This window comes from Bosea vestrisii, assembly GCF_030144325.1.
GTDB classification, from domain to species: Bacteria; Pseudomonadota; Alphaproteobacteria; order Rhizobiales; family Beijerinckiaceae; genus Allobosea; species Allobosea vestrisii_A.
On record NZ_CP126307.1, the window covers coordinates 5,276,961 to 5,302,518 of the forward strand.

The following is a 25,558-nucleotide window of genomic DNA, read 5'->3' on the forward strand; positions in this document are numbered from 1 at the left end:
GCGTTCGAGGCCCGCCCAGTCCTCAGCCGCCGGTCACGCTCATGTGCCGGCCGACGGCGGCACGGGGCTGGCGGCGATCGATGACGAAATCATGGCCCTTGGGCTTGCGCGAGATCGCCTCTTCCATCGCCCGGTAGAGCAGGGCGTCGTCACTGGAAGCGCGGATCGGGGCGCGCAGATCCGCCGCATCCTCCTGGCCGAGGCACATAAAGAGCGTGCCGGTGCAGGTCAGGCGCACCCGGTTGCAGCTCTCGCAGAAATTATGGGTCATCGGCGTGATGAAGCCGATCAATCCACCAGTCTCGCGCACCCGGACATAGCGCGCCGGACCGCCGGTGCGGTACGGATCGTCGTCGAGCGTGTAGCGGTCCATCAGCCTGGCCCGCACCATCGAGAGCGGCAGGAACTGGTCGAGCCGGGCAGGCTCGATCTCGCCAAGCGGCATCACCTCGATCAACGTCAGGTCCATGCCGAGCCCATGGGCCCAGTGCATCAACCCTTCGATCTCGTCTTCGTTGACGCCCTTCAGCGCCACCGCATTGATCTTGACGCGCAGCCCCGCCGCCCGCGCCGCCTCGATGCCGGCGAGCACCTTGGAGAGGTCGCCCCAGCGCGTGATCTTGCGGAATTTTTCCGGATCGAGCGTGTCGAGCGAGACATTGACGCGGCGCACGCCGCAATCGGCCAGCTCCTGCGCATAGCGGCCGAGCTGAGAACCGTTGGTAGTTAGGGTCAATTCGTCGAGCGCGCCCGAGGCGAGATGGCGCGAGAGCGAGCGGAACAGGTTCATGATGTCGCGCCTGACCAGCGGCTCGCCGCCGGTGATGCGGAGCTTCCGCGTCCCGCGCGAGACGAAGGCGGTGGCGACGCGGTCGACCTCTTCGAGCGTCAACAGGTCGCGCTTCGGCAGGAAGGCCATGTCCTCGGACATGCAGTAGACGCAGCGGAAATCGCAGCGATCCGTCACCGAGATGCGTAAGTAGGAGATGTCGCGGCCGAACGGGTCGGTCAGCGGCGCACGCATCAAGGGCTTGATGGGGTCGTGCAGCACGGCGGCTGAAATCCTCGGGCGGTCGCGGTCTTGCGGCGCGGTGCGCCTGCCGTTGCTCTGATATAGGAAGCGAGCATTGTCGGCGACAGGGCTGCGGTCAAGCAGGCTGATGGTCGCAAGCGGTTCTGGAGAAACACGAAGATGTCAGATTGGCCGAGCGAGATCCGTCTGTCGAAGGATCGTCGCACTCTGCACGTGACCTTCGAGAGCGGTGAGAGCCATGCGCTTTCCGCCGAACTTCTGCGCGTCGAGAGCCCTTCGGCCGAGGTCCAGGGCCATGGCCCGACGCAGAAGCAGACGGTGCCGGGCAAGCACGAGGTCGAGATCCTCAAGGTCGAGCCGGTCGGCCACTACGCCGTCCGCCTGACCTTCGACGACATGCACGACACCGGCATCTATGGCTGGGACTATCTGCGCGAGCTCGGCCGCGACGGCGAGGCGAAGCTGCAAGCCTATCTCGACGAGCTGGCGGCGAAAGGGCTGTCGCGGGAGCGGGTTCGGCGCGGGTAAGGTGGGCATGGCTGTTCGGGGAGATGCGACCGACTGCGAATGTCAGTGATGCATGACAAGCAGTCCATGAACTGCCTGTAAAGCTTCATGTATATAGATTGTTTATAGCTGAAATGAACAGGGAATCAATCACTTATGGATTTCGACAAGAAGACCGCGTTCATCTACCCCTGCATTATGTTAGCAGGTGTAGGAACAGTGATCGGAGGCTTGATTTGGCGAGAACAGCGCCATTAAAATCGTCTTGCAACAGAGCCGCATGTCCCCGGCACGATCGTTTCGTTTCCGCACGGCAGGGGCGCGCGCGCCCTGATTGAGTTTACGAGATATCAGAACGGTGAACCAATTCTCTGCCGAGCCGAGGTCTCTCTGGATGCGGGGAATGCAAAGGTTGGACAGAGGGTTTCTGTCGCGCCCCGACCGGGCTCCTGTGGCGATGCCGCGGCGAGTTTGGATCTCTCCAACGGCCCTTAGTTTTGACCGATAGGGCGAGCGGCTTGCCGTCATTCCGAGGCAGCCTGCAGGGCTGAGCCCGGAACCCAGAGCCGATGCCGGCCATCGTCGAGGCGCGGCGCTGACAGCGCCTTTCCGGCAGCGACATCGGTTCTGGGTTCCGGGCTCTTTGCTATCGCAAAGCCCGGGAAAGACGGTGCAACGCCGACCAGAAGCCCGAACCTCCAATCGGTCATAGGTCAAAGACCGTCGGTAAGAGGCCTGGGTGCGGCAATTCTGTTCCGGGCCGGACATCGATACTCGCCGGGCCGAAAGCAGATCCGATCGCCCGCGCTGTCCCCATCATCGCCGCCGCAACAAAAAAGGCCGGCGTGAAGCCGGCCTTTCGCAATCCTCGAATGCGGCGTTCGCTCAGCGGGCGACGACGACGCGGGTGCCGACTTTGGCGCGCTCGTAGAGGTCGATCACATCCTCGTTCAGCATGCGGATGCAGCCCGAGGAGACCGCCTGGCCGATCGTCTCCGGCTCGTTCGAGCCGTGGATGCGGTAGAGGGTCGAGCCGAGATACATGGCGCGGGCGCCGAGCGGGTTCTCCGGTCCGCCGGGCATGAAGCGCGGCAGATCGGGGCGGCGCTTCAGCATCTGCGCCGGCGGGGTCCAGCCCGGCCACTCGGCCTTGCGGGTGACGGTCTGCGAGCCGGCCCAGTCGAAGCCGGGGCGGCCGACGCCGACGCCGTAGCGGACGGCCTTGCCATCGGGCAGCACGAAATAGAGGCGACGCTCGCTCGTGTTGATCACGATCGTGCCGGGGCGATAGGTGCCGCTGAAGGAGACGACCTCGCGCGGGATCGCGGTCGCCTGCGCCTTGGCAGGGTCGACATAGGTGACGAGCGGCTGGCGGGTGAGCGGGTCGATCTCGGCGACAGCGGCGGTCGCCGTGGCCGCGACGGCCGTGCCGGCGATCAGGGCCAAACGGAAGAAGCGGAGCATTGCGGCCTCGGTGGATTACGGGGTGGCGGGCGCGAAGAAAGGTGACGGAAAAACGTCAACAATTCCCCAAATCTCTGGCAGAGCGAAGGCTGCCATTCAATCGACCGGCGTTCACATCGGCGCGACCTTCCGAGCTTTGAAGGCGCCCGTTGCCGGTGTGCAACAGGCGCAGGCGTCTGGAGGCTGCTTGGCCTGATCTGGGCGGTTTTCGGGCGGAAGCGCGGCGGACAGCGGCTCCCCCGAATGAAGGACGCGGCGCGCTTCGAGGAGGGCTACGAAATCCGAAGATCCTGCTTCGTCGCCAAGTTCGGCGAGGTCGAGGCCAGGCATTGCCTCAGGGAAGACGCGCATGGCCAAGGCAGTCGCAGTCCACGCCGTCTACCTCGAGGACTCCACCATGATCCATGAATTCAACTTGAAACGGATCGGGCCCGACGGATTGGAGACCGGGCACGCCGGCATACGGGAAAGCTTTTCGCCTCGGAAGGCTGTCGACGAGATTCTATACTCAGCGAATGTGGCGGGCGGGAACCGGATCAAAATCCTGCGCCTCCTCGCGCATGGCGATGCTGGCGAGTTCAATTTTCCTGGTCTGAAGGGACGTTCGTCTATCGCGCGGGAATATGGCGGGCTGCGGGGCGCATTCGCGCCTCTGGCCAGGATCGAGATCCACGGCTGCGGCTGCGCCAGCGAAAAGGATCTGCGTACTGTGCGCGATCCTCAGACGCAGCGAAAGGTCGAGGTCGGCCAGTATACGGGTGATCCGAAAGGACGCGGCCTGCTCTTCCTTTATGCTGTGGCGCGAACCTTCAACGTTCCCGTCACCGGTGGGGTGGACTCGCAAGGCCCCTGGGACGGCTGGAGCTATAGCGGTGTCACCGTCACCATTTCTCCTGCCGGCAAGTTCTACGCCGAGAAGCCGGGGCAGCGCTGGTGGGATCCTTCTTCCGCAGACGAGGAGGCTGGCCGCGAGTTCAGGCGGATCCAGAAGCAGTACATCGACAAGAAGCTCTATGTGGAGGCACGCATTGCGCTTCGCGTGCTGATGGCGACCTATCCGACATCGAAGGAGGCGCGCGATGCAGAGCGCTTGGTGCCGCTGGGAGGGCTGGAGGCGCTGGACAAGCCGCCCCCTGGGATGGCGACGAAGTTCGAGTAGGCCTGTACCCTCGCGGGATCGTGCGTCGCTCGTGAAGACCTGTCCGATTGCCGTTAACGGACCGTTCGCCTAATCTTCAGATGAAGGGGCAACTTCCGATTGCAAAGCCGGGCCGGCTCTGGTCCGCTTCTGCGAAACGCCGGGAGGTTCGCCATGCCTGCGTGCCAACTCAATGCCGGACCAGATGAACTCGCTGCCCTCGGGACAGCCTTTCACGAGGCGTGGCGGCATGTCGGCCCGATCGCTGGACCGTTCGAGAATCCTCATCGCGAATGGCTCGCGCGCCTGATTCTCGGCCTGCGTCGTTCCGGCCATTCCGGCGACATTACGCTGCTCGCGATCGAGCAGTTCCAGGCGACCTCGCCCCTGGCCGAATGGGCGAGCAGCGCGCAAGGCGCGCCGCGGCGCCCTGAGCGCATCGGCCACGGCTGAGCGCGGCCCGCGGCGACCCTTACATCTCCAACAGACCTGATTCAGGCCGGTGCCCGCATGGCGGGCAACGTTGCCGTAATCTTCGCCCGCAATCTGCACCGTGCTGACCCGGTCCGATGAACGGACCTGCGGTCGCAAGGCAGATGCGTCGGCGGCGACCAAGGCCGCCGCAAGGAGTCTTTGATGAAGCGTCTTATCCCGATCGCCGGCCTCGGCCTGCTGGCCCTGCTCGCGGTCCCGGCCATGGCGGCCGATCGTCCCGCGCGCGTGCAGCAATACCAGCCGGCCTATTCGCAGCCGCGCCCCTATAACTGGAACGGCATCTATGCCGGCGTGCATGCAGGCGCCGCCTTCGATCGTTTCGACGGAGCCGCCAAGAAAAGCCGCAACGAAATCCTGCTCGGCGGCCAGGTCGGCTACAACCACCAGATGGGCAGCCTCGTCACCGGTCTGGAAGCCGACATGTCGATGAACGGCTTTGGCAGGGGCGCCAAGCGCACCGGCGGCACCAGCGCCGACATGCGCTATGCCGGCACGCTGAAGGCCCGCGCCGGCGTCGCCTTCGACCGCCTCCTGGTCTACGGCCTCGGCGGTGTCGCCTATGGCAGCCTGAAGGCGAGCGACGGGCTCGTCTCGAAGGAAAAGAGCAAGATCGGCTATGTCGTCGGCGCCGGCGCCGAATACGGCATCACCGACAATCTCTCCGCCAAGGTCGAGTACAACTATGTCTCGCTCGGCAAGCAGAACTTTCAGTTCACCACTGGCCGGGCCCGCGTCGGCGTCAGCGAGCATATCGTCAAGACCGGCCTGAACTACCGGTTCTAGTCCTGAAATCCCGGGCCGGTTGACCGGCCCGGATCACCTTGCGGCCCTGGAGTCCGTTCCGGTCAGGTTGGCTCAACCTGATCGGATCGGGCATCAGGGGCCGCGCCAAGGCATGGATGGAGCGTGATGTGTCTGGATACTTCGCCCCTATTCCGGCATCACGTTCCATCCGTGCACCCTGAATCGATCCCTTAATGCGCGCACTGATCGTCGAGGACGAGCCACAGCTGATGGCTTTCCTGTCCTCGCTCCTCACCAATGCCGGGCTTATCGCCGATCGCACGACCACGATCGATGCGGCGCTGGCCGCCCTGCGCTCGACCCCTTTCGACATCGTCATCGTCGATCGACGCCTGCCCGACGGCGACGGCCTGTCGATTGTCAAGGCGCTGAGCAACTCCGATACGCGGCCCGCCTTCCTGATCCTGACTGCCCGCGACGCCAAGGCCGACGTGATCGAGGGCTTGAACGGCGGGGCGGACGACTATCTGATCAAGCCTTTCGAGCCGGAGGAGTTGCTGGCGCGCCTGCGGGTCATCATGCGCCGGCGCAATCCCAAGCGCTCGCTGGTGATCACCGCCGGCAACCTGTCGCTCGATCTTGAGGGACGCTGTGCCTCCGTCGGCTCGGAACTGCTCGACCTGCGCCGGCGTGAGGCCCTGATCCTGGAAGCGCTCGTCCAGCGGGCCGGCCGCGTCGTCACCCGCGACGTCCTGATCGAGGCCGTCTACGGCTTCGACGACATGATCGAGTCGAATACGCTGGAGGCGCAGATCTCGCGGCTGCGGCGCAAGCTCAAGGATGCCGGCGCCCGGGTCGAGATCACCTCGCTGCGCGGCATCGGCTATATGCTGAGAACTGTGGAGCTGGCGCAGTAGTGCTGCGGCTCGGTGGTCATTCGGGCGGCGGGAAGACCAGCCGCACCAGGGTGCCGCCGCCGGGTCGGCCGAGAATGGTGAGTGTTCCGCCATGGGCAGCCATGATGTCGCGCACGATCGTCAGGCCGAGCCCTGCGCCAGTCGAATTCGGTGACATCCGGTTGAACGGCTCGGTCACCTGCGAGCGGTCGGAGGGGGCGATGCCGACCCCGTCATCGGCGATTTCAACCACGGCACCGTCAATCACCTTGACCAGGATCATCGATTTCGCCTGGGCATGGCGCAGCGCATTGTCGACCAGATTGGCGATAGCCGCCCGAACCGTCGGCTCGTTGGCCTGGATCAGCGAGCGGCGATCGCCTTCCTCGTCCAGCGCGATATCGGCTCCGTTGCTCAGGATCAACGGAGCGAGATCGGCCAGCACCGCGCGGGCAGTGGCGTTGAGCTGCAGCGGCTCGAAGGGGAGTTCCGTGCTGTGCAGGCGCGCGAGCTGCAGCATCGACGAGACGATGGTGGTCAACCGGCTGACATCGGTGGTGAGCGCCAGCCGCATCTGATCGTTCGGCAGCGCGTCGATCCGGCCGTGCATCACGGTCAGCGGGGTACGCAGCTCATGCGCGACATTGTTCATGAAGCGCTGCTGCACCTCCATGTTCTTGGCGATCTGGTCGAGCGCCCCATTGAGGGCAGTGGTCAGCGGCATCAGCTCGACCGGGGTCTCCTCGGTCGGCAGTAGGCCGCGCGGCGCCCTCGGGTCGATCCTGGCCGCGGCCTCGGCAGCGCTTCGCAGCCGCTCGCCGATATAGGAGACCGACATCGCGATCGCCGCCGCGATCAGCAGGCCGAAGACCACCGAGATCGCCAGTGCGGAGCCCGCGATGCCGCGCAAGTAGTAGCCGAGAATCAGATCCCAGCCCGGCCGGCCGCCGCCGGTCGCCACGATGACGCGGCTGCCGTCCTTCTCGATCACGTCGAAGGCGAGCGCATTGTCGCCACCGACCCGCATCTGCGCGGCGATGGTCGGGCCGTCGAGCCTGATGTCGATCGGCAGGCCCGGCCGCAATTCTGGCGCATACTCAACGACGGAACGTCCATCCGAGACGAGGTACCAGAGCTGGGGACTGGCGCGCTCGATCCGGGTCAGCCCGGCGGTCTTGTCGACCTGCAACGGGTTTCCGGACGGCGAGCGCACGCTTTGCTGGATGACCTGCGAGGTGACATCGTTGCGCAGGGCACCGGGGTCCTCGGTGACAAAGGTGAAGACGATGACGGCGCCGATGAAGGCGGTGAACAGGACGATGCCGAGCAGCGACAGCCGAATGGTGAGGGCGCGCGAGAGCGAGGTCACCGTCGATCTCCGCGGTTACGGACTGCCGGGTGAGGGGCCAGGGCGAACTGGGTGTTACGGGTCGTCACGGAACCTCGATGCGGATATGGCTTGCGGAACCGGGCGCTCCTGCCTTCCTCTTCCTGCATGGACCGTATCGCCATTGCCGTTCAACTCTCTCCCGGTACGGCCAACCTGATGCATGTTCTGCATGTCCTGGCGAGATGGTCCTGGCTGCGTCTGGCGCTGGTCGTGCTGTCGGCGGGCATGTCGAGCGTTGTCTTCGCCCAAAACGCGCCGGTGAAGGGCGACATCAGGCCCGGCCAGCTGCCGACGGCTCCGCGACAGGATATCTTCCGGTTCGTCGAAGGTGTGTTCGATACCACCTCCAAGACGGTCAGCATCCCGATCGAGCGTTCGCTCGCGCTCTTTGGCGAGCCGAACGCCTATATCGTCGGCGGCGAGCTCAGCGGCTCCTTCGTGATCGGCGGCCGCCATGGCAGCGGCGAGTTGCGCTTCTCGGACGGGATTCCGATCTCGGTGAATTGGTCGGCGCTCTCTGTCGGCATCGGCCTTGGCGCCGACTATGGCCGGGTCATCATGCTGGTCTACGGGCTCGACCGGTACGAGGACGTGTTCGGCACCTATGCCAGCCTCGGCGGCAGCGCCCATTTCCTCGCCGGCGCCAACGCCACCATTCTCGCTTCGACGCGTGCCCGGATCGTCCTGATCTCCTCCGGCCTCGGCCTGCGCTTTTCCGGCGATCTCAGCCGCATTGTCATCGAGCCGGCAGGAGCGCAGGAACAGCTGCGTCCGCCTGGCCGGATCTGCGCCACGCCGGCCGACTGCCCACCGCCGGGCCGCTGACAAGTTCGGGGTAAGCAGGGTCCCGGTCCTAGCGCCGGTCGAGGAGGCGATGCGCCGTCGCATGCAGCTCGTCGAGCTGACTCGAAATATCGAGCGCGATCAGGCCCATCTCGCGCTCATCGGCCGTCCTGCGGACATAGAGCGGCTCCGACCAGAGGATGCAGCCACGACCGAAGGGCAGGGCGATGCTGGCCTTGTCCCAGTTGTCGAGCTCGACACGTGCGCTGGTCACCGCGGCGAAGAGATAGATCGGCCGGCCCGTGGCGCGTGCGAGCTGGACCGCGCCCGCTCCGGCGACGCGCGCGACCTTCGGAACGTCGGCGGTGAGGAGGAGGCTGGTGCCGCCGCGCAGTGCCTCACGCATCTCGAAGAAGGCGGGAATGGCGCGCTTGGCCTGGATCTTCGCGGGGCTCTGCGTGCCCGAACCGCGGATGACCTGGAAACCGGCCCGCCCCACCACCGAGGCCACCACCGATCCGTCGAAATGCAGCGAGGCCAGGATCGCGACCTGCGATGCCCCGTCCAGCGCCGCCAGGCTCAGCATCTGCTGGCCGTGCCAGGTCAGCGCGATGAAAGGCTCACGGCTGCGCTCCCACGGCCTGGCGCCCGGGATAGCCGGCTTGAAGCGGGTCGTTCGCTGGACGAAATCGAGATAGGCGTGCAAGGCGCGGCCGGCGAGCGCCGCAGATTGCCCATTGCCGAATCGCATGATCCGAACTCCACGGTGGCCCCGGGGGAGTGGTCGTTGCGTCGGCTTGCTCGAACATTGCGCGGCCCTGCGGCCGCCGCGCGCGTTTCGTTCGATCGGTGTCGATCGAACGAAAAGAACCCGCGCAGAATCAAAAAACGTCAGCGCATCATGAACTTGACGATACGGGCGACGAACGCCTCGTCCTGCCCGGCAAAGCCGTGATGAGCGCTGGCATGGCAAGGATTGCCCTCGTCTGCCTGCCCGCCGCTGATCCACTCGACCTGAGCGCGGCCGCCGGCCCAGGCCTTGAAGGGCGCGACGCCGGCAGGCAGGGTCCAGCGGCAGCGATCTTCGCGATGGTGCAGAGCGAGCGTTCGCGGCAGCCGGTTCGGCGTCCCCAGAATGCTCTGGACGGTGTCGTCGGGCCCGGACGCCTTGCTGAGGAAGCCAGAGGTCAGGACGAGCCTGTCCGGTGTGGCGCCGTCCACGAGCCCATGGGCGGCACGCTGCGTGCCCTTGCTGGTGGCGATCACGATGACCGGGCGCTTGATCGCCGCCATGTGATCGACCGCAGCGGAGAGGTTCGTCCCGAGCTCGGCGAGAAGCACATTGTAGCCCTGCGCCACGAACGCATCCCGGTTGCGGATCAGGACGTTGTCTCCTGCTTTCCCGAAACGCGCGCCGCTTCCGACCTCGAGGCGGCCGTCGCCGCCGGTCAGGACGATCACGCTGCCCTTGGGGTTTGGAGCGCGGATGAGGATGCTGCGGACCCCCTGATCGTGACGGTCTCGCCGCCCCTGACCGTAACCGCCGTTTCGGCCCAAGCCGGCCGGGCGGCGAGGCACAAGGCCATCGCGAGGGCGCCGAGCGCGCGCGAGGCGCGCTGCTGTAATCCGAACATGTTATCTGTCACCCATTCACCTGAAGCGGCGCAGGAGTTCGCGACTCGACGGTGCCGCGCCCGCGCCCTCCGCCCAGGATTCGGTGGCAACATTGCAGGAAAAGTGCGGCCCGCTTCTCACTGGCATTCCGACTGCTTCCGTGGCACCGGAGAGGTGCGCAGTTACCGCAATTCACCCTGCGCCGCTCCCGCGCAGGGTATTCCCGCTATTCGCCTACCGCGCGATGACAGGCGCATCCGGGCTGCTACGTTGTATCTGACAAGACACAGCGCAGACGCCGGCGGGGCCGCGGGGCCGGCCGAGCGTCGCGCAGACACGTTCAACAGGAAGGAAGCTCCCATGTCTCATGCTCTCCAGTTTTACATCGACGGCGTGTGGGTCGACCCCGCCGCCGGGTTGAAGACCCTGGATGTGATCGATCCTTCGACCGAGGAGGCCTTTGCGCAGATCGCGCTCGGCAGCGAGGCGGATGTCGACAAGGCCGTCGCGGCGGCGCGCGCCGCCTTTCCGGCCTTCGCCGCGACCTCGAAGCAGGAGCGCCTGGCGCTGATGCGGCGCCTGCTCGAAGCCTACAAGGCGCGCTATGCCGATATCGCGAACGCGCTGTCGCAGGAGATGGGCGCACCGAAGGAGCTGGCTCACCGGGCACAGGCCGCGATGGGCACCGGGCATCTCGCCAAGATGATCGAGACGCTGGAGAATTTCGAGTTCGAGGAGCTGCGCGGCACCACCCTGATCGCCAAGGAGCCGATCGGTGTGGTGGGCATGATCACGCCCTGGAACTGGCCGCTGAACCAGATCATGTGCAAGGTCGCGCCGGCTCTCGCCGCCGGCTGCACCATGGTGTTGAAGCCAAGCGAGATCGCCCCGATGAATGCGATCATCTTCGCCGAGGTGATGCACGAGGCCGGCGTGCCCAAGGGCGTGTTCAACCTGGTCAACGGCGACGGCCCGACCGTCGGCGAGGCGATCTCGCGCCATCCCGGCGTCGACATGGTCTCCTTCACCGGTTCGACCCGCGCCGGCATCCTGGTCGCCAAGGCAGCAGCCGACACGGTCAAGCGCGTGCATCAGGAGCTCGGCGGCAAGTCGGCCAACATCCTGCTCGACGACGTCGACCTGAAGCGGGCCGTGAAGCTCGGCGTGGAGAGCGTCATGCGCAACTCCGGCCAGTCCTGCAACGCGCCGACGCGGATGTTCGTGCCGGCCAGGCTGCACGATGAGGCGATCGCCATCGCCAGGTCGACGGCCGAGCCGCTCAAGGTCGGGACGCCGTCCGAGGCGGATACCTTCCTCGGCCCGGTCGTCAGCGAAATCCAGTTCGACAAGATCCAGCGTCTCATCGAGAGCGGCGTCAGCGAAGGTGCGACGCTGGTCGTGGGCGGTCCCGGCCGGCCGGAACATCTCAACCGCGGCTACTATGTCCGGCCGACCGTCTTCGCCAACGTCACGGACGACATGACGATCGCGCGCGAGGAGATTTTCGGGCCCGTGCTCTCGATCCTGCCTTACGAGAGCGAGGACGAAGTGGTCGCGCGGGCGAACGACACGCCTTACGGGCTTGCCTCCTACGTCCAGTCCGGCTCGCTCGAGCGGGCGCGCAAGGTCGCGGCGCAGATGCGTTCCGGCAACGTCTATATCAACTACCCCGCCTGGGACGCGGGTGCCCCGTTCGGCGGCTACAAGCAGTCCGGCAACGGCCGCGAATATGCCGATTTCGGCCTCGAGGAATTCCTCGAGATCAAGGGCACGGTCGGCTACGCCGCAGCCTGATCGACGACCGCAACCAGCGCCTTCCAGAGACCGCCGAGCCGATGCTCGGCGGTTTTTGCACGTCAGGGCGGCTGGAGGGGGCAGATCAGCGTGTGTCGCTTGTTCTGGAACCGGACGCTCTGAAGCGGCCGCTTCGGGAACGGTGCCTGCACTTCCCGATGTGCAGGCAGCCTCAAGATCGAGAGCGGCGGCGGCGAGGTCTGATAACCCGGCGATAGGCAGGATTCGCCGATAACAGGTGGCGGCCGAGGCTCGCAAGAAAGTCCACCTCCTCGGCCTTCAACGTCAGCTTATTGTGCAGTTGCAGAATGCGGCTCCGGTCTTCGGGAGCCAGCACGTCGGACAACGATAGGCGTACCACCGTGACCTGCAGCTGGCTGCAACTCGGCGCTACGATGTGGCAGCGCCAGCCGACCAGCCGCTCACGCCAAAGTGCCGTTTCCTGCTCGAGCGCGTCGAGGCTGGCACGGCTTGCATTGTCAACCATTGCGTCGACCGAAGCCGTGACCGTGTCCGGTGCGTCCGGGCCGCTCGCGGCTTTTGACATGCCCCCGCCGACGCGCATCGATGCGTCGGCTACGATGATGACGACGCGGCGCAGTTGCCGTGCAACCTCGGCCGGTATGAGCGCTGGCGGCGGCCGGTTCATCGATCGGATGAGGTTGCGGACAGCGAGATTGTCGACGAGGCCGCCGTCGAGCAGTTTGAGATAGTGCAGCTCAGGCTCGCTCGCATAGCGCGCCTGGGACGCTGTGATGTGCCGGCCGAAAGCCGAGCGCTCGGCTGAAGGGAGGCGGCGTTGCCTGGGAAAGGGCAGGTCGGGCTGAAATTCTCCAGCACTACGGGCGCGAACAGGACCGGCACTGCCGACGAGGCCGCTACCGCATGCGCGAGTGGAAAGGCATCGTACTCGCTGCATATCGCCTGAAAGCTGTCGCGATCGAAGGAGAAGGGTGCGCGGTTGTAGAGCTCTGTCGCATGCAGGAGCAGCTTTGGCCGTCCGGCGTGGTCGAGGTCGCCGAGCGTCGCGCCATGATAGAGGTGCGTGTCGAGCCAGTCGGCCAATCCGGAAAGATCGTTGACGCCCCCGCGATAGCCGCGCAGCAGATTTTCCGGCGTGAATGCGGTGCGAAGTGCTCCTTCGGGATCCTGGTCGAGGAAATCGCGCCGAAATGCGGGCAGGCCTCGTGGCCCATGCAAGGCGAAATGCGCCGCGAGAATGCCGCCGCCGGACACTCCCGCAATCGCGACGACCTCATCGGCCAGCGAGCGGCCAGCATGTCCTGGGGCCTGTTGCTCCGACAACTCCGACAGCACGCCATAGCCAAAGGCAGCTGAACGCGCCCCGCCGCCGGACAGGGCGACGATGAGCCCGGTCGCGCTGCCCTCGCTGATCGACGAGAACGACCGGGCAGACGTCGGCGCGAGAACGCGGCGCAGGTTCGAGGGCCTGTTGGCAGGGCTGGCGCAAGCGACGAGGCAGATTGCGAGCAGGGCGAACAGGACGAGCGTGGCAGCGGCGCGCCGAAGCAGCAGGTTGGTTGGGGCTGACCTGTGCGTTGGAGCAAGGGCCATGTCGCGCACTCTCCGCTGCGCGACACCGATTCTCCTGGTGCTTGGCGAGCGAAGAACGTCTCGCCAGTCCTCATTGTCCGAGCATTGCCGCCATCGCTGGCGAGCCGATGCACCCATGGGCCGAGAAGGGCGCAGCTTCCGCTTCGGACATGAGCCGCGTGCAGATGCTGGCGCAAAGCCCTCTCAGCGTGCGGCGACGCGGTCCGGCTGCAACGAGATTCTGGAGGAAATGGTGGGCGGCACAGGGATCGAACCTGTGACCCCTCCCGTGTGAAGGGAGTGCTCTACCGCTGAGCTAGCCGCCCGGACCGCGCTGTTCCTAGTGGGGACAGCTTGCGCCGTCAAGAATGCGCGGCGAGCGCCGGCTCGCGGTTGGTCAGCCGGCGCACTGCGTCCGGAAGTTCATTGAAGTGCTGGATCACCAGATCGGGCTCCAGACTCTCCACCGGCACGTCGGTATAGCCGAACGGCACGCACACCACCGGGATCCCCGCAGCGCGCGCCGTGCTCACATCGGTACGCGAATCGCCGACCATCACCGCGCGTGCCGGATCGGCGCCGGCCTCGGCGATGGTCTGGGTCAGATGGCGTGGATCGGGCTTGAAGAAGGGGAAGCTGTCGCGCCCTGCGATCGCCGCGAAACGTCCGGTAATGCCGAAATGGTCGAGGATGAGCCGCGTGTGCAGGATCGGCTTGTTGGTGCAGACGGCGAAGACGAAGCCATCGGCCGCGAGCGCATCAAGCGCGGCGGTCACGCCGTCATGGACGTAAGAGTCCTTCGCGACGGCGCCGGCATAGATCACCAGGAAGTCCTCGAACAATTGCTCGAGCTTTTCGGTATCGAGCGGCTTGCCGCTGACCTTGAAGCCGCGCTCGATGAGCGCCCGCGCACCGGCGCCAACCAGTTCGCGCGCCCGCTCGATCGGCAGCGCCGGCAGCCCCTCCCTTTCGAGAATGACATTGAGCGTGTGCATGATGTCGGGAGCGGTCTCGGCGAGGGTGCCGTCGAGATCGAAGACGACGATCGGGGGCAGGGACATGAGCGATCCTGTGACGTGGTACCCGCATAAAGGCAGGGATATGCCGGTTGGCAAGGGCGCTTCGGCCACAGCCGCTTCATCTCGTCGTGACCCTGCCGCAATCGCGGTGATACGGCTTGCCCGGCATGATAGGGTTCGGGCGAATCGTCAAAAGGGGTCGCAGCGGTGCCGAAACTGTCGAGCTGTTCCAGAAGCTCCCTTAGCCGCTCCTTTGCCCGGGCGCTGAGCGCCGGCCTGTTCGTCTTGCCGGCTTTCGGCGCGGCGTTGGCTGCGCCGTTCGAGTTCGCGCCCGCGCCGCAGACCGACCTCAATCGTGTCTATCGCATCGACAAGGCGACAGGCGAGGTCGGCGCCTGCCAGTTCCAGCTCAAGGAGGGCGGCGTCGGCGTCACCGTCTGCTTCCCGGCGGGCGAGGGGGCCGGCCCGCAGGCGCCGAGCGACTATTTGCTCATCCCTTCGCGCCATGAGCGCGAGGGCGGCATCTTCCGCGCCAATGTCCGCACCGGTGAGCTCAGCGTCTGCTACGTCTTCGACGACAAGGTCGTCTGCACGCCGATGGTGAAATAGCGGCTGCGGCCGGGCTGGTGGCCGAACAGTAACTGCAATCTGCCCACCGCCTGCATGCGGCGTTTTGCTATCGGCAAGCGCTCTCCGAGCGTGCTAGAGCCCGGGCAACCCGTTCATGACGCCGGAGGCTCGCATGCTCACGCTCAAGGATCCCTCGCTGCTGCGCGCGCAGTGCCATGTCGACGGCGCCTGGATCGGCGAGGGCGTCGATGTTGTCGACAATCCGGCGACGGGCGAGGTGCTGGCCAAGGTGCCGCGCTTCGGCGCTGACGAGACCACCGCTGCCGTCGAGGCCGCCTCGCGCGCCTTCAAGCCCTGGGCCAAGAAATCAGCCAAGGAGCGCTCGGTCATCCTGCGCAAATGGTTCGATCTGATCATGGCGAACCAGGAGGACCTGGCGCAGATCATGACGGCCGAGCAGGGCAAGCCGCTGAGCGAAGCCCGCGGCGAGGTCGCCTATGCCGCCTCCTTCGTCGAGTTCTATGCCGAGGAAGCCAAGCGCATCTATGGCGAGACCATTCCCTCGCCCTTCCCGAATTCACGCATCATCGTCGCCAAGCAGCCGGTCGGCGTCTGCGCTGCGATCACGCCGTGGAACTTCCCGGCGGCGATGATCACCCGCAAATGCGCGCCGGGCCTGGCGGCGGGCTGCACCTTCGTGGTCAAGCCTGCTCCCGACACCCCGCTGACCGCGCTGGCGCTGGTCGCGCTCGCCGAGCAGGCCGGCTTCCCCAAGGGCGTCATCAACATCGTCACGGGCGATGCGGTCGCGATCGGCGGCGTGATGACCAGCCATCCGGCGGTGCGCTTCATCGGCTTCACCGGCTCGACCCCGGTCGGCAAGCTCTTGATGCAGCAGGCGGCCACGACTGTGAAGAAGGTCGGGCTCGAGCTCGGCGGCAACGCGCCCTTCATCGTCTTCGACGACGCCGATCTCGACAAGGCGGTCGAGGGCGCCATCATCGCCAAGTTCCGCAACATGGGGCAGACCTGCGTCTGCACCAACCGCCTCTTCGTCCAGGACGGCATCCATGACGATTTCGTCGCGAAGTTCGCCGGCGAGGTCGCGAAGATGAAGGTCGGCAACGGCGTCGAGGTCGGCGTCGTGCAGGGGCCGCTGATCAACGAGCGCGCGATCGAGAAGGTCGAGCGCCATGTCGCCGACGCGGTCGCAGGCGGCGCCAAGGTGATGGTCGGCGGCAAGCGCCATGCGCTCGGCCGCACCTTCTACGAGCCGACGGTGATCTCTGGCGTCACCACCAAGATGCTGGTCACCCGCGAGGAGACCTTCGGGCCGATCGCGCCGGTCTATCGCTTCAAGAGCGAGGACGAGGTCGTCGCGATGGCGAACGATACGCCCTTCGGCCTTGCCGCCTATTTCTACACGAAAGATCTCGGCCGCGCCTTCCGCGTCGCGGAGGAGCTCGAATACGGCATGGTCGGCGTCAACTCGGCCATCCTCGGCACCGAGGTCGCGCCCTTCGGCGGCGTCAAGGAATCCGGCCTCGGCCGGGAGGGTTCGCTCCACGGCATCGAGGAGTTCGTCGAGATCAAGTACATGCTGATGGGTGGGCTCGGCGCGTGAGCGAGGATCTGAAGAAGGCCGCCGCGCTGGCGGCGCTGGAGCTGGTGCGGCCGGGCATGCGCCTCGGCCTCGGCACCGGCTCGACCGCGAAACTCTTCGTCGACGGGCTCGGGGCGAAGGTCGCCGCCGGCCTTGAGGTGCTTTGTGTCGCGACCTCGGAAGCAACGCAGGCGCAGGCGCTCGGTCTCGGTATCCCGATGTCGACCCTCGACGAGACGCCCGAACTCGACCTGACCATCGACGGTGCCGACGAGCTCGACAGCGCCTTGCGCCTGATCAAAGGCGGCGGTGCCGCGCATCTGCGCGAGAAGATCGTCGCCGCCGCTTCGAAGCGCATGATCGTGATCGCCGATACCGGCAAGCAGGTCGAGACGCTCGGCCGCTTCCCGCTGCCGATCGAGGTCGTGCCCTTCGGGCTCGAAGCGACGCGCCGCGCGGTCGCCGCGGCGATCGCGTCGGCTGGCGCAAGAGGCGAGCTCGTTCTGCGCAAGCGCCCCGATGGCGGCGTGCTGCTGACCGATGGCGGCCACTACATCCTCGACGCGCATCTTGGCCGGATCGAACTGCCCGAGGTGCTGGGCCTGGCGCTCAACCAGGTTCCCGGCGTGGTCGAGCACGGTCTGTTTCTTGGACTCGCAACAGCGGCGTTCCTCGCCGGGGCCGACGGGGTGCGCGTCCTCGGCGATCCTGCCGCCGAGCGCCGTTGAGACTAGCTTGACGACCTGATCCGGCCGCAAAAGTGGTTTCCACTTTGGCTGGACATGTTCTAAGAGCGGCCGGCGGCTGCGTCCCGTCAGGGTCGTTGCCGCGTCAAGAGAATGAAATCGCCGCATCCGGGCGATCGACGAAGGGGTAACCGCATGATCCGTCACAGCCTGGCAGGCGCGTTTCTTTCGCTGGCGTTGTTTATGGTGCCCGCGCTCGCGCAGCCGGCGCCGACGCCGGAGCATCTCAAGGTCGCCCGCGAGGTCGTGATTTCCTCCGGCCTGTCGCAATCCATCGAGTCGCTCTACTCCGAGTTCGTCGCAGGTGTCCGGCAGAATTTGACGACCCGGCCCGAGTTGAGGAAGGACACGGAGGAGGTCCTCGCCGCGCTCAAGCCGGAGGCGGATCTGCGCCGCGACGAGATGATCGACTCTTCGGCTCGGATCTTCGCCAGCAAGATGACGGAAGCCGATCTCAAGGAGGTCGCCGCCTTCTTCGCCTCGTCGGTCGGTCAGCGCTACAATTCCTTCCGTACGCAGGCGCTCGACGAGATATTCACTGTGCTGCAGCCCTGGAGCACGGCGACCAGCAACCGGCTCTACGATCTCTTCCAGGCCGAGATGCGCAAGCGCGGCCACCAGCTCTGAGCTGCAAGTCTGGCTCTCGATAGGAAAAGGCCGCCGGCAAAACCGGCGGTCCTTTTCGTTCGGGCTGAGTCTCAGTTCACCGGCCCGCCGCCGCCAAGGTCCTCCATCGTCGGATCGCTCGGCCGCACGCCGGTAGCGCGGTTGACCATCACGGTGACGAACCAGAGCACGATGCCGATCCCGATCAGAATGCCGGCGATCTTGTACTGGACCGGGTCGCGCCCGGTCCAGGGACCGGCGAAGAAGGCGCAGGAGATCGCTCCGATAATCGGCAGGATCGTCGGCGTGCGGAAATGCTCGTGCTCGACCGTGTCCTTGCGCAGCATCAGCACGGCGATGTTGACGACGGTGAAGACGCAGAGCAGCAGCAGCGCCGTCGTGCCGCCCAGCGCCGGCACCTCGCCGACGAAGGTGATCAGGGCGAAGGCGAGCAGCGTGGTGAAGCCGATCGCGATGTAGGGGCTGCGCCGTGTCGGATGGACCTTGCCGAGCGCCTGCGGCAGCACATTCTCGCGGCTCATGCCGTAGACCAGCCGGCTCGCCATCAGCATGTTGATCAGCGCGCTGTTGGCGACGGCGAACATGGTGATGAAGCCGAAGATCCAGATCGGGAAGTTCGGCGCGCCGGCGGCCACCACCTTGAGCAGCGGCGTCTCGCCCTCGCCCAGCTCTTCCGGCGAGACCAGCGTGATCGCCGAGATCGAGACCAGCACATAGATCACGCCGGTAATGACGAGGCCGGCGAGCAGGATCTTCGGAAAGATCCGCGTCGGGTCCTTGGTCTCCTCGGCCATGTTGACCGAGTCCTCGAAGCCGACCATGGCGAAGAAGGCGAGGGTGGTCGCTGCGATCACCGGCCAGAACATGCCGCCATCGCCGGCCGGCTTGAACTGGGTGATCCGGGAGACGTCGCCCTGGCCGGCGGCGATGGCCCACAAGCCGACAAAGATCACGATCAGGAGGCCGGTCAGCTCGACGCAGGTCAGCACGACATTGGCCTTCACGCTCTCGCCGACGCCACGGAAGTTCACTGCCGCGACGATCGCCATGAAGGCGAGGCCGAGGAGGGTGATGCCGATGCCGCCGGTGAGGTTGAGCCCGAAGGCGTGTGACATGTTGGCCGCGAAGGCGCGCGAGGCCGTCGAGGCCGAGGTAATGCCGGAACACATCACCGCGAAGGCAACGATGAAGGTGATGAAATGGATGCCGAACGCCTTGTGCGCATAGAGCGCGGCGCCGGCGGCACGCGGATACTTGGTGACCAGTTCAAGATAGCTGAAGGCGGTGATCATCGCGACGACGAAGGCAACCAGGAAGGGCAGCCAGACGATACCGCCGACCTGTTTCGCCACCTGGCCGGTGAGCGCGTAGATGCCGGTGCCGAGAATGTCGCCGACGATGAAGAGCAGCAGCAGCCATGGCCCCATCACGCGATGGAGGCTCGGCTCGGCGCCTTCTGTTGGGACGGCGGACGGAGGTAGCGTCGTGTCGCTCATGGTTCTTCCTCGCTCGACGGGCCGCAAGGCCGGTGAAGAGGAGAACACAGTCACGCCATATTTGTTCAAGCGCAACCGGGGCGTGCTGCCCCGGTCGCACATCGCGCGGTCAGTCTAGTCTTCGGCCGCCTTGAACTTGTTCAGCCCCTGCATCACGAAGGGCGCGACCAGCGCGATGAAGGCAATGCCGAGCAGCGTCGCCGAGATGGGGTTCTCAAGCAGGATCATCGGGTCGCCGAGGCTGATCTGCAGGGCCCGCCGCAACTGCGCCTCCGCCATCGGCCCTAGGATCAGCCCGACTACCATCGGCGCGACCGGGTAGTCGAAGCGCCGCATCAGATAGCCGAGATAGCCGAAACCGAAGAGCATGCCGAGCTCGACCGGGGAGGGGTTGACCGCGAGCGTGCCCATGGTCGCGAAGACCAGGATGCCGGCATAGAGCCAGGGCTGCGGGATCGCCAGCAGCCGCACCCAGAGCCCGATCAGCGGCAGGTTCAGGACGACCAGCATGACGTTGGCGATGAAGAGCGAGGCGATCAGGCCCCAGACCAGGTCCGGCTTCTCGGCGAAGAGCAGCGGCCCCGGGTTGAGCCCGTATTGCTGGAAGCCAGCGAGCATGATCGCCGCGGTTGCCGAGGTCGGCAGGCCGAGCGTCAGGAGCGGCACGAGCGTGCCGGCCGCCGAGGCGTTGTTGGCCGCCTCCGGCCCGGCGACGCCCTCGATCGCGCCCTTGCCGAATTCCTCCGGGTATTTGCAGAGCTTCTTCTCGGTCGAATAGGAGAGGAAGGTCGGCACCTCGGCACCGCCCGCCGGCAGTGCGCCGATCGGAAAGCCAAACGCCGTGCCGCGCAGCCACGGCGCCCAGGAGCGCTTCCAGTCCTGCTTGGTCATCCAGAGCGAGCCCTTGATCGGGATGATCTCCTCCGGCTCGCGCCAGCGCTTGGACGCGACATAGAGCGCCTCGCCGACGGCGAACAGGCCGACCGCCAGCGTCGTCACCTCGACGCCGTTGAGTAGTTCGGGCACGCCGAAGGTCAGGCGGGCCTGGCCGGTCAATTTGTCGATGCCGACGAGCCCGAGCATCATGCCAAGGAACAGGCTGGTCAGGCCGCGCAGCGGGGAGTCGCCGAAGGTCGCCGAGACCGTGACGAAGGCGACGATCATCAGCGCGAAATAGTCCCACGGTCCGAACTTGACCGCGATCTCGACCAGCCAGGGCGCCAGGAAGGCGAGGCCGATCGTGGCGATCAGGCCGGCGACGAAGGAACCGATCGCCGCCGTCGCCAGCGCCGGGCCGCCGCGGCCGGCCTTGGCCATCTTTGAGCCTTCGAGCGCGGTCGCCAGAGACGCGCTTTCGCCTGGCGCATTGAGCAGGATCGCGGTGGTCGAGCCGCCATACATGCCGCCATAATAGATGCCGGCGAACATGATCAGCGAACCCGCGGGGTCGAGCTTGAAGGTCACCGGCAGCAAGAGCGCCACGGTGAGCGCCGGGCCGATGCCGGGCAGCACGCCGACGGCGGTGCCGAGGAAGACGCCGATCAGGCAGAACAGCAATTTCGAGGGCTCGAGGGCGACGGAGAAGCCGTTGGCGAGCGAGAGCAGGGTTTCCATGTGCTTAGCTCCTTCAGCTCAGCAGCGCTTCGAGCGGCCCGGTCGGTAGCGACAGGGTCAGGAGCTTGAGGAAGAGCAGATAAATCGCGGTGCCGAGCACGAGGCCGATGACGATGTCGACGAGCAGCGCATCGCGCCCGAAGCCGCGCGCCGTACAGGAGAACAGGATTGCGGTGGCGACGATGAAGCCGCCGCCCAGCGCAATGCAGGCGATCAGCCCGACGAGCCCGCCGACGATCCAGAGCAGCGCCCGCCCATCGGCGACTTCCGGCTTCGGCAGCCCGTCCCTGAAGGCGACGAAGAGATGCGCGAGGCCGAGCAGCACCATCCCGGCGCAGACGACATAGGGCATCGCAGTCGGGCCGACGCCGTAGTTGGAGGTGATGGTCTGGCGCGAGGCGTCGAAGGCGACGATCGCCGCTACCGCCAGAAGCAGGAACCCGACGACGAGGGCGGGGCGGTCGATGGTGCGGGACATGGGCGCGACCGTCTGTCTGGAGCGAAGGTGACGAAGGGCGGGCGGCCTTGCGGCAGCCCGCCCTCGATTGAGGTCTCAGGAGGGCCTTACTTCACCAGGCCGACATCCGTCATCACCTTGCTGACGCGGGCCGTCTCGGTCTTCAGGAAGCTGTCGAACTCGGCCGCGCCGAGATAGGCGTCGTCCCAGCCGCGGGCCTTGAGGATCTCGGCCCATTCCTTCGACTTGACCAGTTTTTCGACCGCGCCGGAGAGGTCCTTCTTCTGCGCGTCGCTGAGGCCCGGAGGAGCGACGACCGAGCGCCAGTTGAGCAGTTCGAGGTTGACGCCGCCTTCCTTGAGGGTCGGAGCATCAGGGGCATTCTCCAGGCGCTTGCTGGCGCTGACGCCGATGACGCGCAGCTTGCCGGCCTTGATCTGGCCCTCGAACTCGCCATAGCCCGAGATGCCGGCGGTGACGCGGCCGCCGAGCATCGCGGCGAGTGCCTCGCCACCACCCGAGAACGGGATGTAGTTGATCTTCTTCGGGTCGCCGCCGGCGGCCTCGGCGAAGAGCGCAGCGAGGATGTGGTCGGCGCCGCCGGCCGAGCCGCCGGCCCAGGTCACCTTGGCCGGGTCGGCCTTGACGCGGTCGGCGAGGTCCTTGGCGTTCTTGATCGGCGAATCCGTCGGCACGACGATGACCAGCGCCTCGGCGGTCAGCCGCGCGATCGGCGTGGTCTGCGTCAGGTTCACCGGCGACTTGTTGAGCAGGATCGCGCCGACCATGACGAAGCCGTTGACCATCAACTGGTGGCCGTCGCCCTTGGCGCCGATCAGCTGGGCGAGGCCGATCGTGCCGCCGGCGCCGGTGACGTTGGTCACCTGGACGCTCTTGGCGATGCCGGCCGCCGTCAGCGCCTGCTGCATCGAACGCGCCGTGCCGTCCCAGCCGCCGCCGGGGGCGGCCGGAGCCATGATCTTCAGTTCCATCTGCGCGAAGGCGGCGGTCGTGAGGCCTGCGAGCGCGACGGCCGCCACGGCCCCGCGCTTGATGAAGGACGTCAGCATAGTTACCTCCCTGGTGGCACGCTTCAGGCGCACCGATTGTCGACGCTCGCCTGTGGCACCGCATCGGACCGCGGATCAATTGCGCCTGATTGCATAATCACAAGTCAAGATGTTTCGCCTGAGAGGCCTGCAAGCGCACGAAAATTCGACAAGTAACCGCCGCTGACGTCGCCAAAGGTCGTAAGCCTCGGCCGCACGTGCCGCTCGGCTGATTCCGATCTCCCGCAAAAGCGGTGCCCACATCTGCGGAACATGCTCTAGGCGCGGCATGCCCCATCGCGTAAGCCCCAGCACATGAGTGAGACCTCTTCGTCAGCCCATTCGGGTGCCTCGCCAGGGCGCGCAGGCGAGTCGGCGGCAAGCCGGGCCCTTCGCCTCTCCGGCGTGGCCTGCCTCCTGCTGATGCCGCTCGCCATGTGGCTGGCGAACCGCTCTGCGCCGTTGATGCTCGGCCTCGCCGCCGCGGCCTTCCTCGGTGCAGCGCTGCTGTCGGAGCCGGTCGCTGTGAGCATCGCGCGTCTGCGCCGCCTGCTGATGGTGCCGGTGGCATTGGCGATCGCCGCCTTCCTCGCCTGGGCGCTGGTTTCGATCGGCTGGAGTCATAAGCCGTCAGCGTCCCTGCAGGCGTGGGGAGAGCTGGTTCTGCCGATCGTGTTCGCATTGGTGATCGCGGCCTCGGGACAATGGCGGCGCAGCCCGGCCATGATGCGTGCGCTCGCTTTGGCGATCATCGTCGCGGCAGCGCTGCTGATGATCGAGCTCGATTCCGGCCTGTCGCAGCGCGCCGCGCTCGGTACCGGCAAAATGATGGCCTTCGTCTTCAACCGCCCCGCCATCGTCCTCCTCCTGCTCGCCGCCCCGGCCGTCCACGCACTCTGGTCGCGCCCCGCTGGCTGGCCTGACCGTGCGCTGGCCGCTCTGCTGGCGATTGTCGTCGTCGTCTTCGTCTTCCGCTCCGAGAGCGAGGCCGCCAAGCTCGGCGCGGTCGTGTTGATCCTGTGCTGGGCCTTCTCGGCCATTGCGCCGCGCCTCGCTCTGGCGGCAACCGCGCTGGCGTTCGTCCTGACCATGGCGCTGGCCCCGGTGCTCGGTCTTACGGTGGACAGGCTGATGCCATCCGCCGTGCTCAACCGTCTCGACGTACTCAGCGCCCGGGCGCGGATCGACATCTGGCACAGCTTCGGCGAGGTGGCGCGGGCGCGGCCGGTCGGCGGCGCCGGCTTCGGCACCTCGGCTGCGATGCACGAACATCCGGTGGCTACCGAGGTCTTGCCGGGAAGCAGGACGTTGCTCGGAGTGGGCCACCCCCATGACATGCCGCTGCAGGCCTGGGCGGAGACCGGCGTCGTCGGCGCCGGCCTGCTGACGCTCGCCGGCCTTTTGCTGCTGGCCCGGCTGCGGCGCTTGCCTGCGGCGGAGCTGGCGCCGCGTCTCGCTTTGTTCGCGGCCGCCTTCTCGATCGCCACCGTCGGGCATGGAGCCTGGCAAGGCTGGTGGATCGCCGGGCTCGGCGCCGCCATTCTCTGGTTCGCTATGGATGCCGCGCCGCGGCAGGGAGACGCTCATGGCTGAGTTCGACGTCGATCTCTTTGTCATCGGTGCCGGATCGGGCGGCACGCGCGCCGCCCGCATCGCCGCCGGCCATGGCGCCAGCGTGATGATCGCCGAGGAGGACCGCATCGGTGGCACCTGCGTCATCCGTGGCTGTGTTCCGAAGAAGCTGTTCGTCTATGCCAGTCGCTTTGCCGACGAGTTCGAGGATGCCGCCGGCTTCGGCTGGAACGTCGGCAAGCCCGAATTCAACTGGCCGACGCTGCGCGATGCCGTCGCCAATGAGGTGACACGGCTCTCCGGCCTCTATCGCAAGGGGCTCGACGCCGCGATGGTCGAGATCCGCGAGGAGCGCGCCGTCGTCGAAGGGCCGCATGCGGTCCGGCTTCAGAAGAGCGGCGAGACGATCCGCGCCCGCCATATCCTGGTCGCCACTGGCGGCCATCCGGCCTTCGAGCCGCCGATCCCGGGCGGCGAGCTCGCCATCTCCTCGAACGAGATCTTCCATCTGCCGAGCCTGCCCAAGCGCATGCTCGTGGTCGGCGGCGGCTATATCGCCCTCGAATTCGCCAGCGTCTTCGCCCGGCTCGGCGTCGCGGTCACGCTGCTGCATCGTGGCGACAATGTCCTGCGCGGCTTCGACGAGGATTTGCGGCTGCGCCTGCGCGACGCCCTCGGCCATGCCGGCATCACCCTGCGCCTCGGCTGCACCGTCGACCGCATCGAGCTTTTGCCGGACGGCTCGCGCCGGGCCCATTGCGCCCATGGCGCGCCCATCGACGCGGATGTCGTTCTCGTCGCCACCGGCCGCCGCCCGAACACCGCCGGGCTCGGCCTCGAGGCTGCAGGCGTCAAGCTCGGCCCGACCGGCCAGGTCCTGGTCGATGCCGCCTCGCTTTCCAACGTCCCGTCGATCGCCGCGGTCGGTGACGTCACCGATCGCGTCAACCTGACACCCGTGGCGATCCGCGAGGGCCATGCCTTCGCCGACTCGACCTTCGGCAACAAGCCGTGGACGGTTGAGCACACCCTCGTCGCCTCGGCCGTGTTCACCACCCCCGAGCTCGGCAGTGTCGGGCTCACCGAGCAGCAGGCGCTGGCGACGGGCCGCCAGCTGCGCATCTTCGAGACCGGCTTCCGGCCGATGAAGGCGACGATCTCGGGCCGGGACGAGCGCATCTACATGAAGCTCGTCGTCGACGCCGAGACCGACCGGGTCGTCGGCGTCCACATCCTCGGTCACGATGCCGGCGAGATCGTCCAGTCGGTCGCGATCGCCGTCACCATGGGGGCGACCAAGGCCGATTTCGATCGGACTGTCGCGCTGCATCCGAGCGCGGCCGAGGAACTCGTCACGATGCGAACGCCGCGCAAGAGCGCCCTCTGAGAGGCA

At 66.5% G+C, this 25,558-nt stretch carries 25 protein-coding genes and 1 tRNA gene; 13 read left to right on the plus strand and 13 right to left on the minus strand.

Annotated elements, in window-relative coordinates; translation table 11 throughout:
* Positions 1-22 precede the first annotated feature (22 nt).
* The gene (gene moaA, locus QO058_RS25980) at positions 23-1,024 is read right to left on the minus strand and encodes a GTP 3',8-cyclase MoaA (protein ID WP_284173025.1); all 1,002 of its coding nucleotides are present in this window, start codon (positions 1,022-1,024) and stop codon (positions 23-25) included.
* A gap of 168 nt (positions 1,025-1,192) precedes the next feature.
* Here moaA and QO058_RS25985 point away from each other — a divergent pair, with 168 nt between their 5' ends.
* Entirely contained in the window at positions 1,193-1,561 is a 369-nt protein-coding gene (locus tag QO058_RS25985; RefSeq protein WP_284169103.1) for a gamma-butyrobetaine hydroxylase family protein, read from the plus strand.
* 864 nt (positions 1,562-2,425) lie between these two features.
* Here QO058_RS25985 and QO058_RS25990 read toward each other — a convergent pair.
* Positions 2,426-3,004: a L,D-transpeptidase gene (locus tag QO058_RS25990; protein WP_284169105.1), complete on the minus strand. Its 579-nt coding sequence runs from the start codon at positions 3,002-3,004 to the stop codon at positions 2,426-2,428.
* Positions 3,005-3,353: 349 nt separating this feature from the next.
* Between QO058_RS25990 and QO058_RS25995 the strand changes: the two genes are divergently transcribed.
* The 4 genes from QO058_RS25995 to QO058_RS26010 all read left to right on the plus strand — a co-directional run bounded on the left by QO058_RS25995 (position 3,354) and on the right by QO058_RS26010 (position 6,298).
* Positions 3,354-4,163, plus strand: a complete 810-nt coding sequence (locus tag QO058_RS25995) for a hypothetical protein (RefSeq protein ID WP_284169107.1) — start codon at positions 3,354-3,356, stop codon at positions 4,161-4,163.
* Between the two features lie 153 nt (positions 4,164-4,316).
* Positions 4,317-4,595 (plus strand): hypothetical protein, encoded by a 279-nt coding sequence (locus tag QO058_RS26000; RefSeq protein ID WP_284169108.1) that lies wholly within the window; start codon positions 4,317-4,319, stop codon positions 4,593-4,595.
* A gap of 183 nt (positions 4,596-4,778) precedes the next feature.
* Positions 4,779-5,420 carry an outer membrane protein gene (locus QO058_RS26005; protein WP_284169109.1) on the plus strand — a complete coding sequence of 214 codons (642 nt, stop codon included), beginning with the start codon at positions 4,779-4,781 and terminating at the stop codon, positions 5,418-5,420.
* A 194-nt stretch (positions 5,421-5,614) separates the two neighbouring features.
* The gene (locus QO058_RS26010) at positions 5,615-6,298 is read left to right on the plus strand and encodes a response regulator transcription factor (protein WP_284169110.1); all 684 of its coding nucleotides are present in this window, start codon (positions 5,615-5,617) and stop codon (positions 6,296-6,298) included.
* 16 nt (positions 6,299-6,314) lie between these two features.
* On the opposite strand, the gene QO058_RS26015 is transcribed toward QO058_RS26010, so the two are convergent.
* Positions 6,315-7,646: a sensor histidine kinase gene (locus tag QO058_RS26015; RefSeq protein ID WP_284169111.1), complete on the minus strand. Its 1,332-nt coding sequence runs from the start codon at positions 7,644-7,646 to the stop codon at positions 6,315-6,317.
* 177 nt (positions 7,647-7,823) lie between these two features.
* Here QO058_RS26015 and QO058_RS26020 point away from each other — a divergent pair, with 177 nt between their 5' ends.
* Positions 7,824-8,492, plus strand: coding sequence for an EipA family protein (locus QO058_RS26020; protein ID WP_284169112.1), 669 nt, complete (start codon positions 7,824-7,826; stop codon positions 8,490-8,492).
* 28 nt (positions 8,493-8,520) lie between these two features.
* On the opposite strand, the gene QO058_RS26025 is transcribed toward QO058_RS26020, so the two are convergent.
* Positions 8,521-9,201, minus strand: coding sequence for a lysophospholipid acyltransferase family protein (locus QO058_RS26025; protein WP_284169113.1), 681 nt, complete (start codon positions 9,199-9,201; stop codon positions 8,521-8,523).
* A 140-nt stretch (positions 9,202-9,341) separates the two neighbouring features.
* A complete protein-coding gene (locus QO058_RS26030; protein WP_284169114.1) occupies positions 9,342-9,911 on the minus strand; it encodes an alpha/beta hydrolase in 570 nt (189 codons plus the stop codon).
* A gap of 513 nt (positions 9,912-10,424) precedes the next feature.
* On the opposite strand from QO058_RS26030, the gene QO058_RS26035 reads away from it, so the two are divergent.
* Entirely contained in the window at positions 10,425-11,858 is a 1,434-nt protein-coding gene (locus QO058_RS26035) for an aldehyde dehydrogenase family protein (protein ID WP_284169115.1), read from the plus strand.
* A gap of 172 nt (positions 11,859-12,030) precedes the next feature.
* Here the strand turns inward: QO058_RS26035 and QO058_RS26040 are convergent, their stop codons facing one another.
* From QO058_RS26040 to gph, 4 genes are all read right to left on the minus strand, one after another.
* Entirely contained in the window at positions 12,031-12,507 is a 477-nt protein-coding gene (locus tag QO058_RS26040; RefSeq protein ID WP_284169116.1) for a hypothetical protein, read from the minus strand.
* Positions 12,504-13,550, minus strand: a complete 1,047-nt coding sequence (locus tag QO058_RS26045; RefSeq protein ID WP_347975522.1) for a patatin-like phospholipase family protein — start codon at positions 13,548-13,550, stop codon at positions 12,504-12,506. The genes QO058_RS26040 and QO058_RS26045 overlap by 4 nt, the downstream gene beginning before the upstream one ends.
* A 113-nt stretch (positions 13,551-13,663) precedes the next feature.
* Positions 13,664-13,738 (minus strand) — tRNA-Val (locus QO058_RS26050).
* A gap of 36 nt (positions 13,739-13,774) precedes the next feature.
* A complete protein-coding gene (gene gph, locus QO058_RS26055) occupies positions 13,775-14,473 on the minus strand; it encodes a phosphoglycolate phosphatase (RefSeq protein WP_284169118.1) in 699 nt (232 codons plus the stop codon).
* A gap of 165 nt (positions 14,474-14,638) precedes the next feature.
* Between gph and QO058_RS26060 the strand changes: the two genes are divergently transcribed.
* The 4 genes from QO058_RS26060 to QO058_RS26075 all read left to right on the plus strand — a co-directional run bounded on the left by QO058_RS26060 (position 14,639) and on the right by QO058_RS26075 (position 17,977).
* Positions 14,639-15,040, plus strand: a complete 402-nt coding sequence (locus QO058_RS26060) for a hypothetical protein (protein WP_432211980.1) — start codon at positions 14,639-14,641, stop codon at positions 15,038-15,040.
* Positions 15,041-15,173: 133 nt separating this feature from the next.
* On the plus strand, positions 15,174-16,625 hold the full coding sequence (locus QO058_RS26065; protein WP_284169119.1) for an NAD-dependent succinate-semialdehyde dehydrogenase: 1,452 nt from the start codon (positions 15,174-15,176) through the stop codon (positions 16,623-16,625).
* The gene (rpiA, locus tag QO058_RS26070) at positions 16,622-17,332 is read left to right on the plus strand and encodes a ribose-5-phosphate isomerase RpiA (protein ID WP_284169120.1); all 711 of its coding nucleotides are present in this window, start codon (positions 16,622-16,624) and stop codon (positions 17,330-17,332) included. Before QO058_RS26065 ends, rpiA begins: the two co-directional genes overlap by 4 nt.
* 153 nt (positions 17,333-17,485) lie before the next feature.
* Positions 17,486-17,977 carry a DUF2059 domain-containing protein gene (locus QO058_RS26075; RefSeq protein ID WP_284169121.1) on the plus strand — a complete coding sequence of 164 codons (492 nt, stop codon included), beginning with the start codon at positions 17,486-17,488 and terminating at the stop codon, positions 17,975-17,977.
* 71 nt (positions 17,978-18,048) lie between these two features.
* Here the strand turns inward: QO058_RS26075 and QO058_RS26080 are convergent, their stop codons facing one another.
* The 4 genes from QO058_RS26080 to QO058_RS26095 all read right to left on the minus strand — a co-directional run bounded on the left by QO058_RS26080 (position 18,049) and on the right by QO058_RS26095 (position 22,614).
* Positions 18,049-19,473, minus strand: a complete 1,425-nt coding sequence (locus QO058_RS26080; protein ID WP_284169122.1) for an APC family permease — start codon at positions 19,471-19,473, stop codon at positions 18,049-18,051.
* Positions 19,474-19,587: 114 nt separating this feature from the next.
* Complete coding sequence (locus QO058_RS26085; RefSeq protein ID WP_284169123.1) at positions 19,588-21,087, minus strand: tripartite tricarboxylate transporter permease; 1,500 nt, start codon at positions 21,085-21,087, stop codon at positions 19,588-19,590.
* 13 nt (positions 21,088-21,100) lie between these two features.
* Positions 21,101-21,565, minus strand: coding sequence for a tripartite tricarboxylate transporter TctB family protein (locus QO058_RS26090; RefSeq protein ID WP_284169124.1), 465 nt, complete (start codon positions 21,563-21,565; stop codon positions 21,101-21,103).
* A gap of 86 nt (positions 21,566-21,651) precedes the next feature.
* On the minus strand, positions 21,652-22,614 hold the full coding sequence (locus tag QO058_RS26095) for a Bug family tripartite tricarboxylate transporter substrate binding protein (RefSeq protein ID WP_284169125.1): 963 nt from the start codon (positions 22,612-22,614) through the stop codon (positions 21,652-21,654).
* Positions 22,615-22,908: 294 nt separating this feature from the next.
* Between QO058_RS26095 and QO058_RS26100 the strand changes: the two genes are divergently transcribed.
* Positions 22,909-24,186: an O-antigen ligase family protein gene (locus QO058_RS26100; RefSeq protein ID WP_284169126.1), complete on the plus strand. Its 1,278-nt coding sequence runs from the start codon at positions 22,909-22,911 to the stop codon at positions 24,184-24,186.
* Positions 24,179-25,552 (plus strand): glutathione-disulfide reductase, encoded by a 1,374-nt coding sequence (gene gor, locus QO058_RS26105; protein ID WP_284169127.1) that lies wholly within the window; start codon positions 24,179-24,181, stop codon positions 25,550-25,552. Before QO058_RS26100 ends, gor begins: the two co-directional genes overlap by 8 nt.
* Positions 25,553-25,558: the final 6 nt, after the last annotated feature.

Excerpts from the sequence above, each read along its gene's own strand:
- QO058_RS26100 (WP_284169126.1), top strand. The coding sequence starts at position 22,909 with ATGAGTGAGACCTCTTCGTCAGCCCATTCGGGTGCCTCGCCAGGGCGC.
- QO058_RS26040 (WP_284169116.1), bottom strand. The coding sequence starts at position 12,507 with ATGAACCGGCCGCCGCCAGCGCTCATACCGGCCGAGGTTGCACGGCAA.
- QO058_RS26065 (WP_284169119.1), top strand. The coding sequence starts at position 15,174 with ATGCTCACGCTCAAGGATCCCTCGCTGCTGCGCGCGCAGTGCCATGTC.
- QO058_RS26090 (WP_284169124.1), bottom strand. The coding sequence starts at position 21,565 with ATGTCCCGCACCATCGACCGCCCCGCCCTCGTCGTCGGGTTCCTGCTT.
- QO058_RS26035 (WP_284169115.1), top strand. The coding sequence starts at position 10,425 with ATGTCTCATGCTCTCCAGTTTTACATCGACGGCGTGTGGGTCGACCCC.
- QO058_RS26025 (WP_284169113.1), bottom strand. The coding sequence starts at position 9,201 with ATGCGATTCGGCAATGGGCAATCTGCGGCGCTCGCCGGCCGCGCCTTG.
- QO058_RS26000 (WP_284169108.1), top strand. The coding sequence starts at position 4,317 with ATGCCTGCGTGCCAACTCAATGCCGGACCAGATGAACTCGCTGCCCTC.
- QO058_RS26045 (WP_347975522.1), bottom strand. The coding sequence starts at position 13,550 with ATGGGTGCATCGGCTCGCCAGCGATGGCGGCAATGCTCGGACAATGAG.
- gph (WP_284169118.1), bottom strand. The coding sequence starts at position 14,473 with ATGTCCCTGCCCCCGATCGTCGTCTTCGATCTCGACGGCACCCTCGCC.
- QO058_RS25990 (WP_284169105.1), bottom strand. The coding sequence starts at position 3,004 with ATGCTCCGCTTCTTCCGTTTGGCCCTGATCGCCGGCACGGCCGTCGCG.
- QO058_RS26075 (WP_284169121.1), top strand. The coding sequence starts at position 17,486 with ATGATCCGTCACAGCCTGGCAGGCGCGTTTCTTTCGCTGGCGTTGTTT.
- QO058_RS26005 (WP_284169109.1), top strand. The coding sequence starts at position 4,779 with ATGAAGCGTCTTATCCCGATCGCCGGCCTCGGCCTGCTGGCCCTGCTC.
- QO058_RS26095 (WP_284169125.1), bottom strand. The coding sequence starts at position 22,614 with ATGCTGACGTCCTTCATCAAGCGCGGGGCCGTGGCGGCCGTCGCGCTC.
- moaA (WP_284173025.1), bottom strand. The coding sequence starts at position 1,024 with ATGCGTGCGCCGCTGACCGACCCGTTCGGCCGCGACATCTCCTACTTA.
- QO058_RS26085 (WP_284169123.1), bottom strand. The coding sequence starts at position 21,087 with ATGGAAACCCTGCTCTCGCTCGCCAACGGCTTCTCCGTCGCCCTCGAG.
- QO058_RS25995 (WP_284169107.1), top strand. The coding sequence starts at position 3,354 with ATGGCCAAGGCAGTCGCAGTCCACGCCGTCTACCTCGAGGACTCCACC.
- QO058_RS26010 (WP_284169110.1), top strand. The coding sequence starts at position 5,615 with ATGCGCGCACTGATCGTCGAGGACGAGCCACAGCTGATGGCTTTCCTG.
- gor (WP_284169127.1), top strand. The coding sequence starts at position 24,179 with ATGGCTGAGTTCGACGTCGATCTCTTTGTCATCGGTGCCGGATCGGGC.
- QO058_RS26020 (WP_284169112.1), top strand. The coding sequence starts at position 7,824 with ATGCATGTTCTGCATGTCCTGGCGAGATGGTCCTGGCTGCGTCTGGCG.
- QO058_RS26080 (WP_284169122.1), bottom strand. The coding sequence starts at position 19,473 with ATGAGCGACACGACGCTACCTCCGTCCGCCGTCCCAACAGAAGGCGCC.
- QO058_RS25985 (WP_284169103.1), top strand. The coding sequence starts at position 1,193 with ATGTCAGATTGGCCGAGCGAGATCCGTCTGTCGAAGGATCGTCGCACT.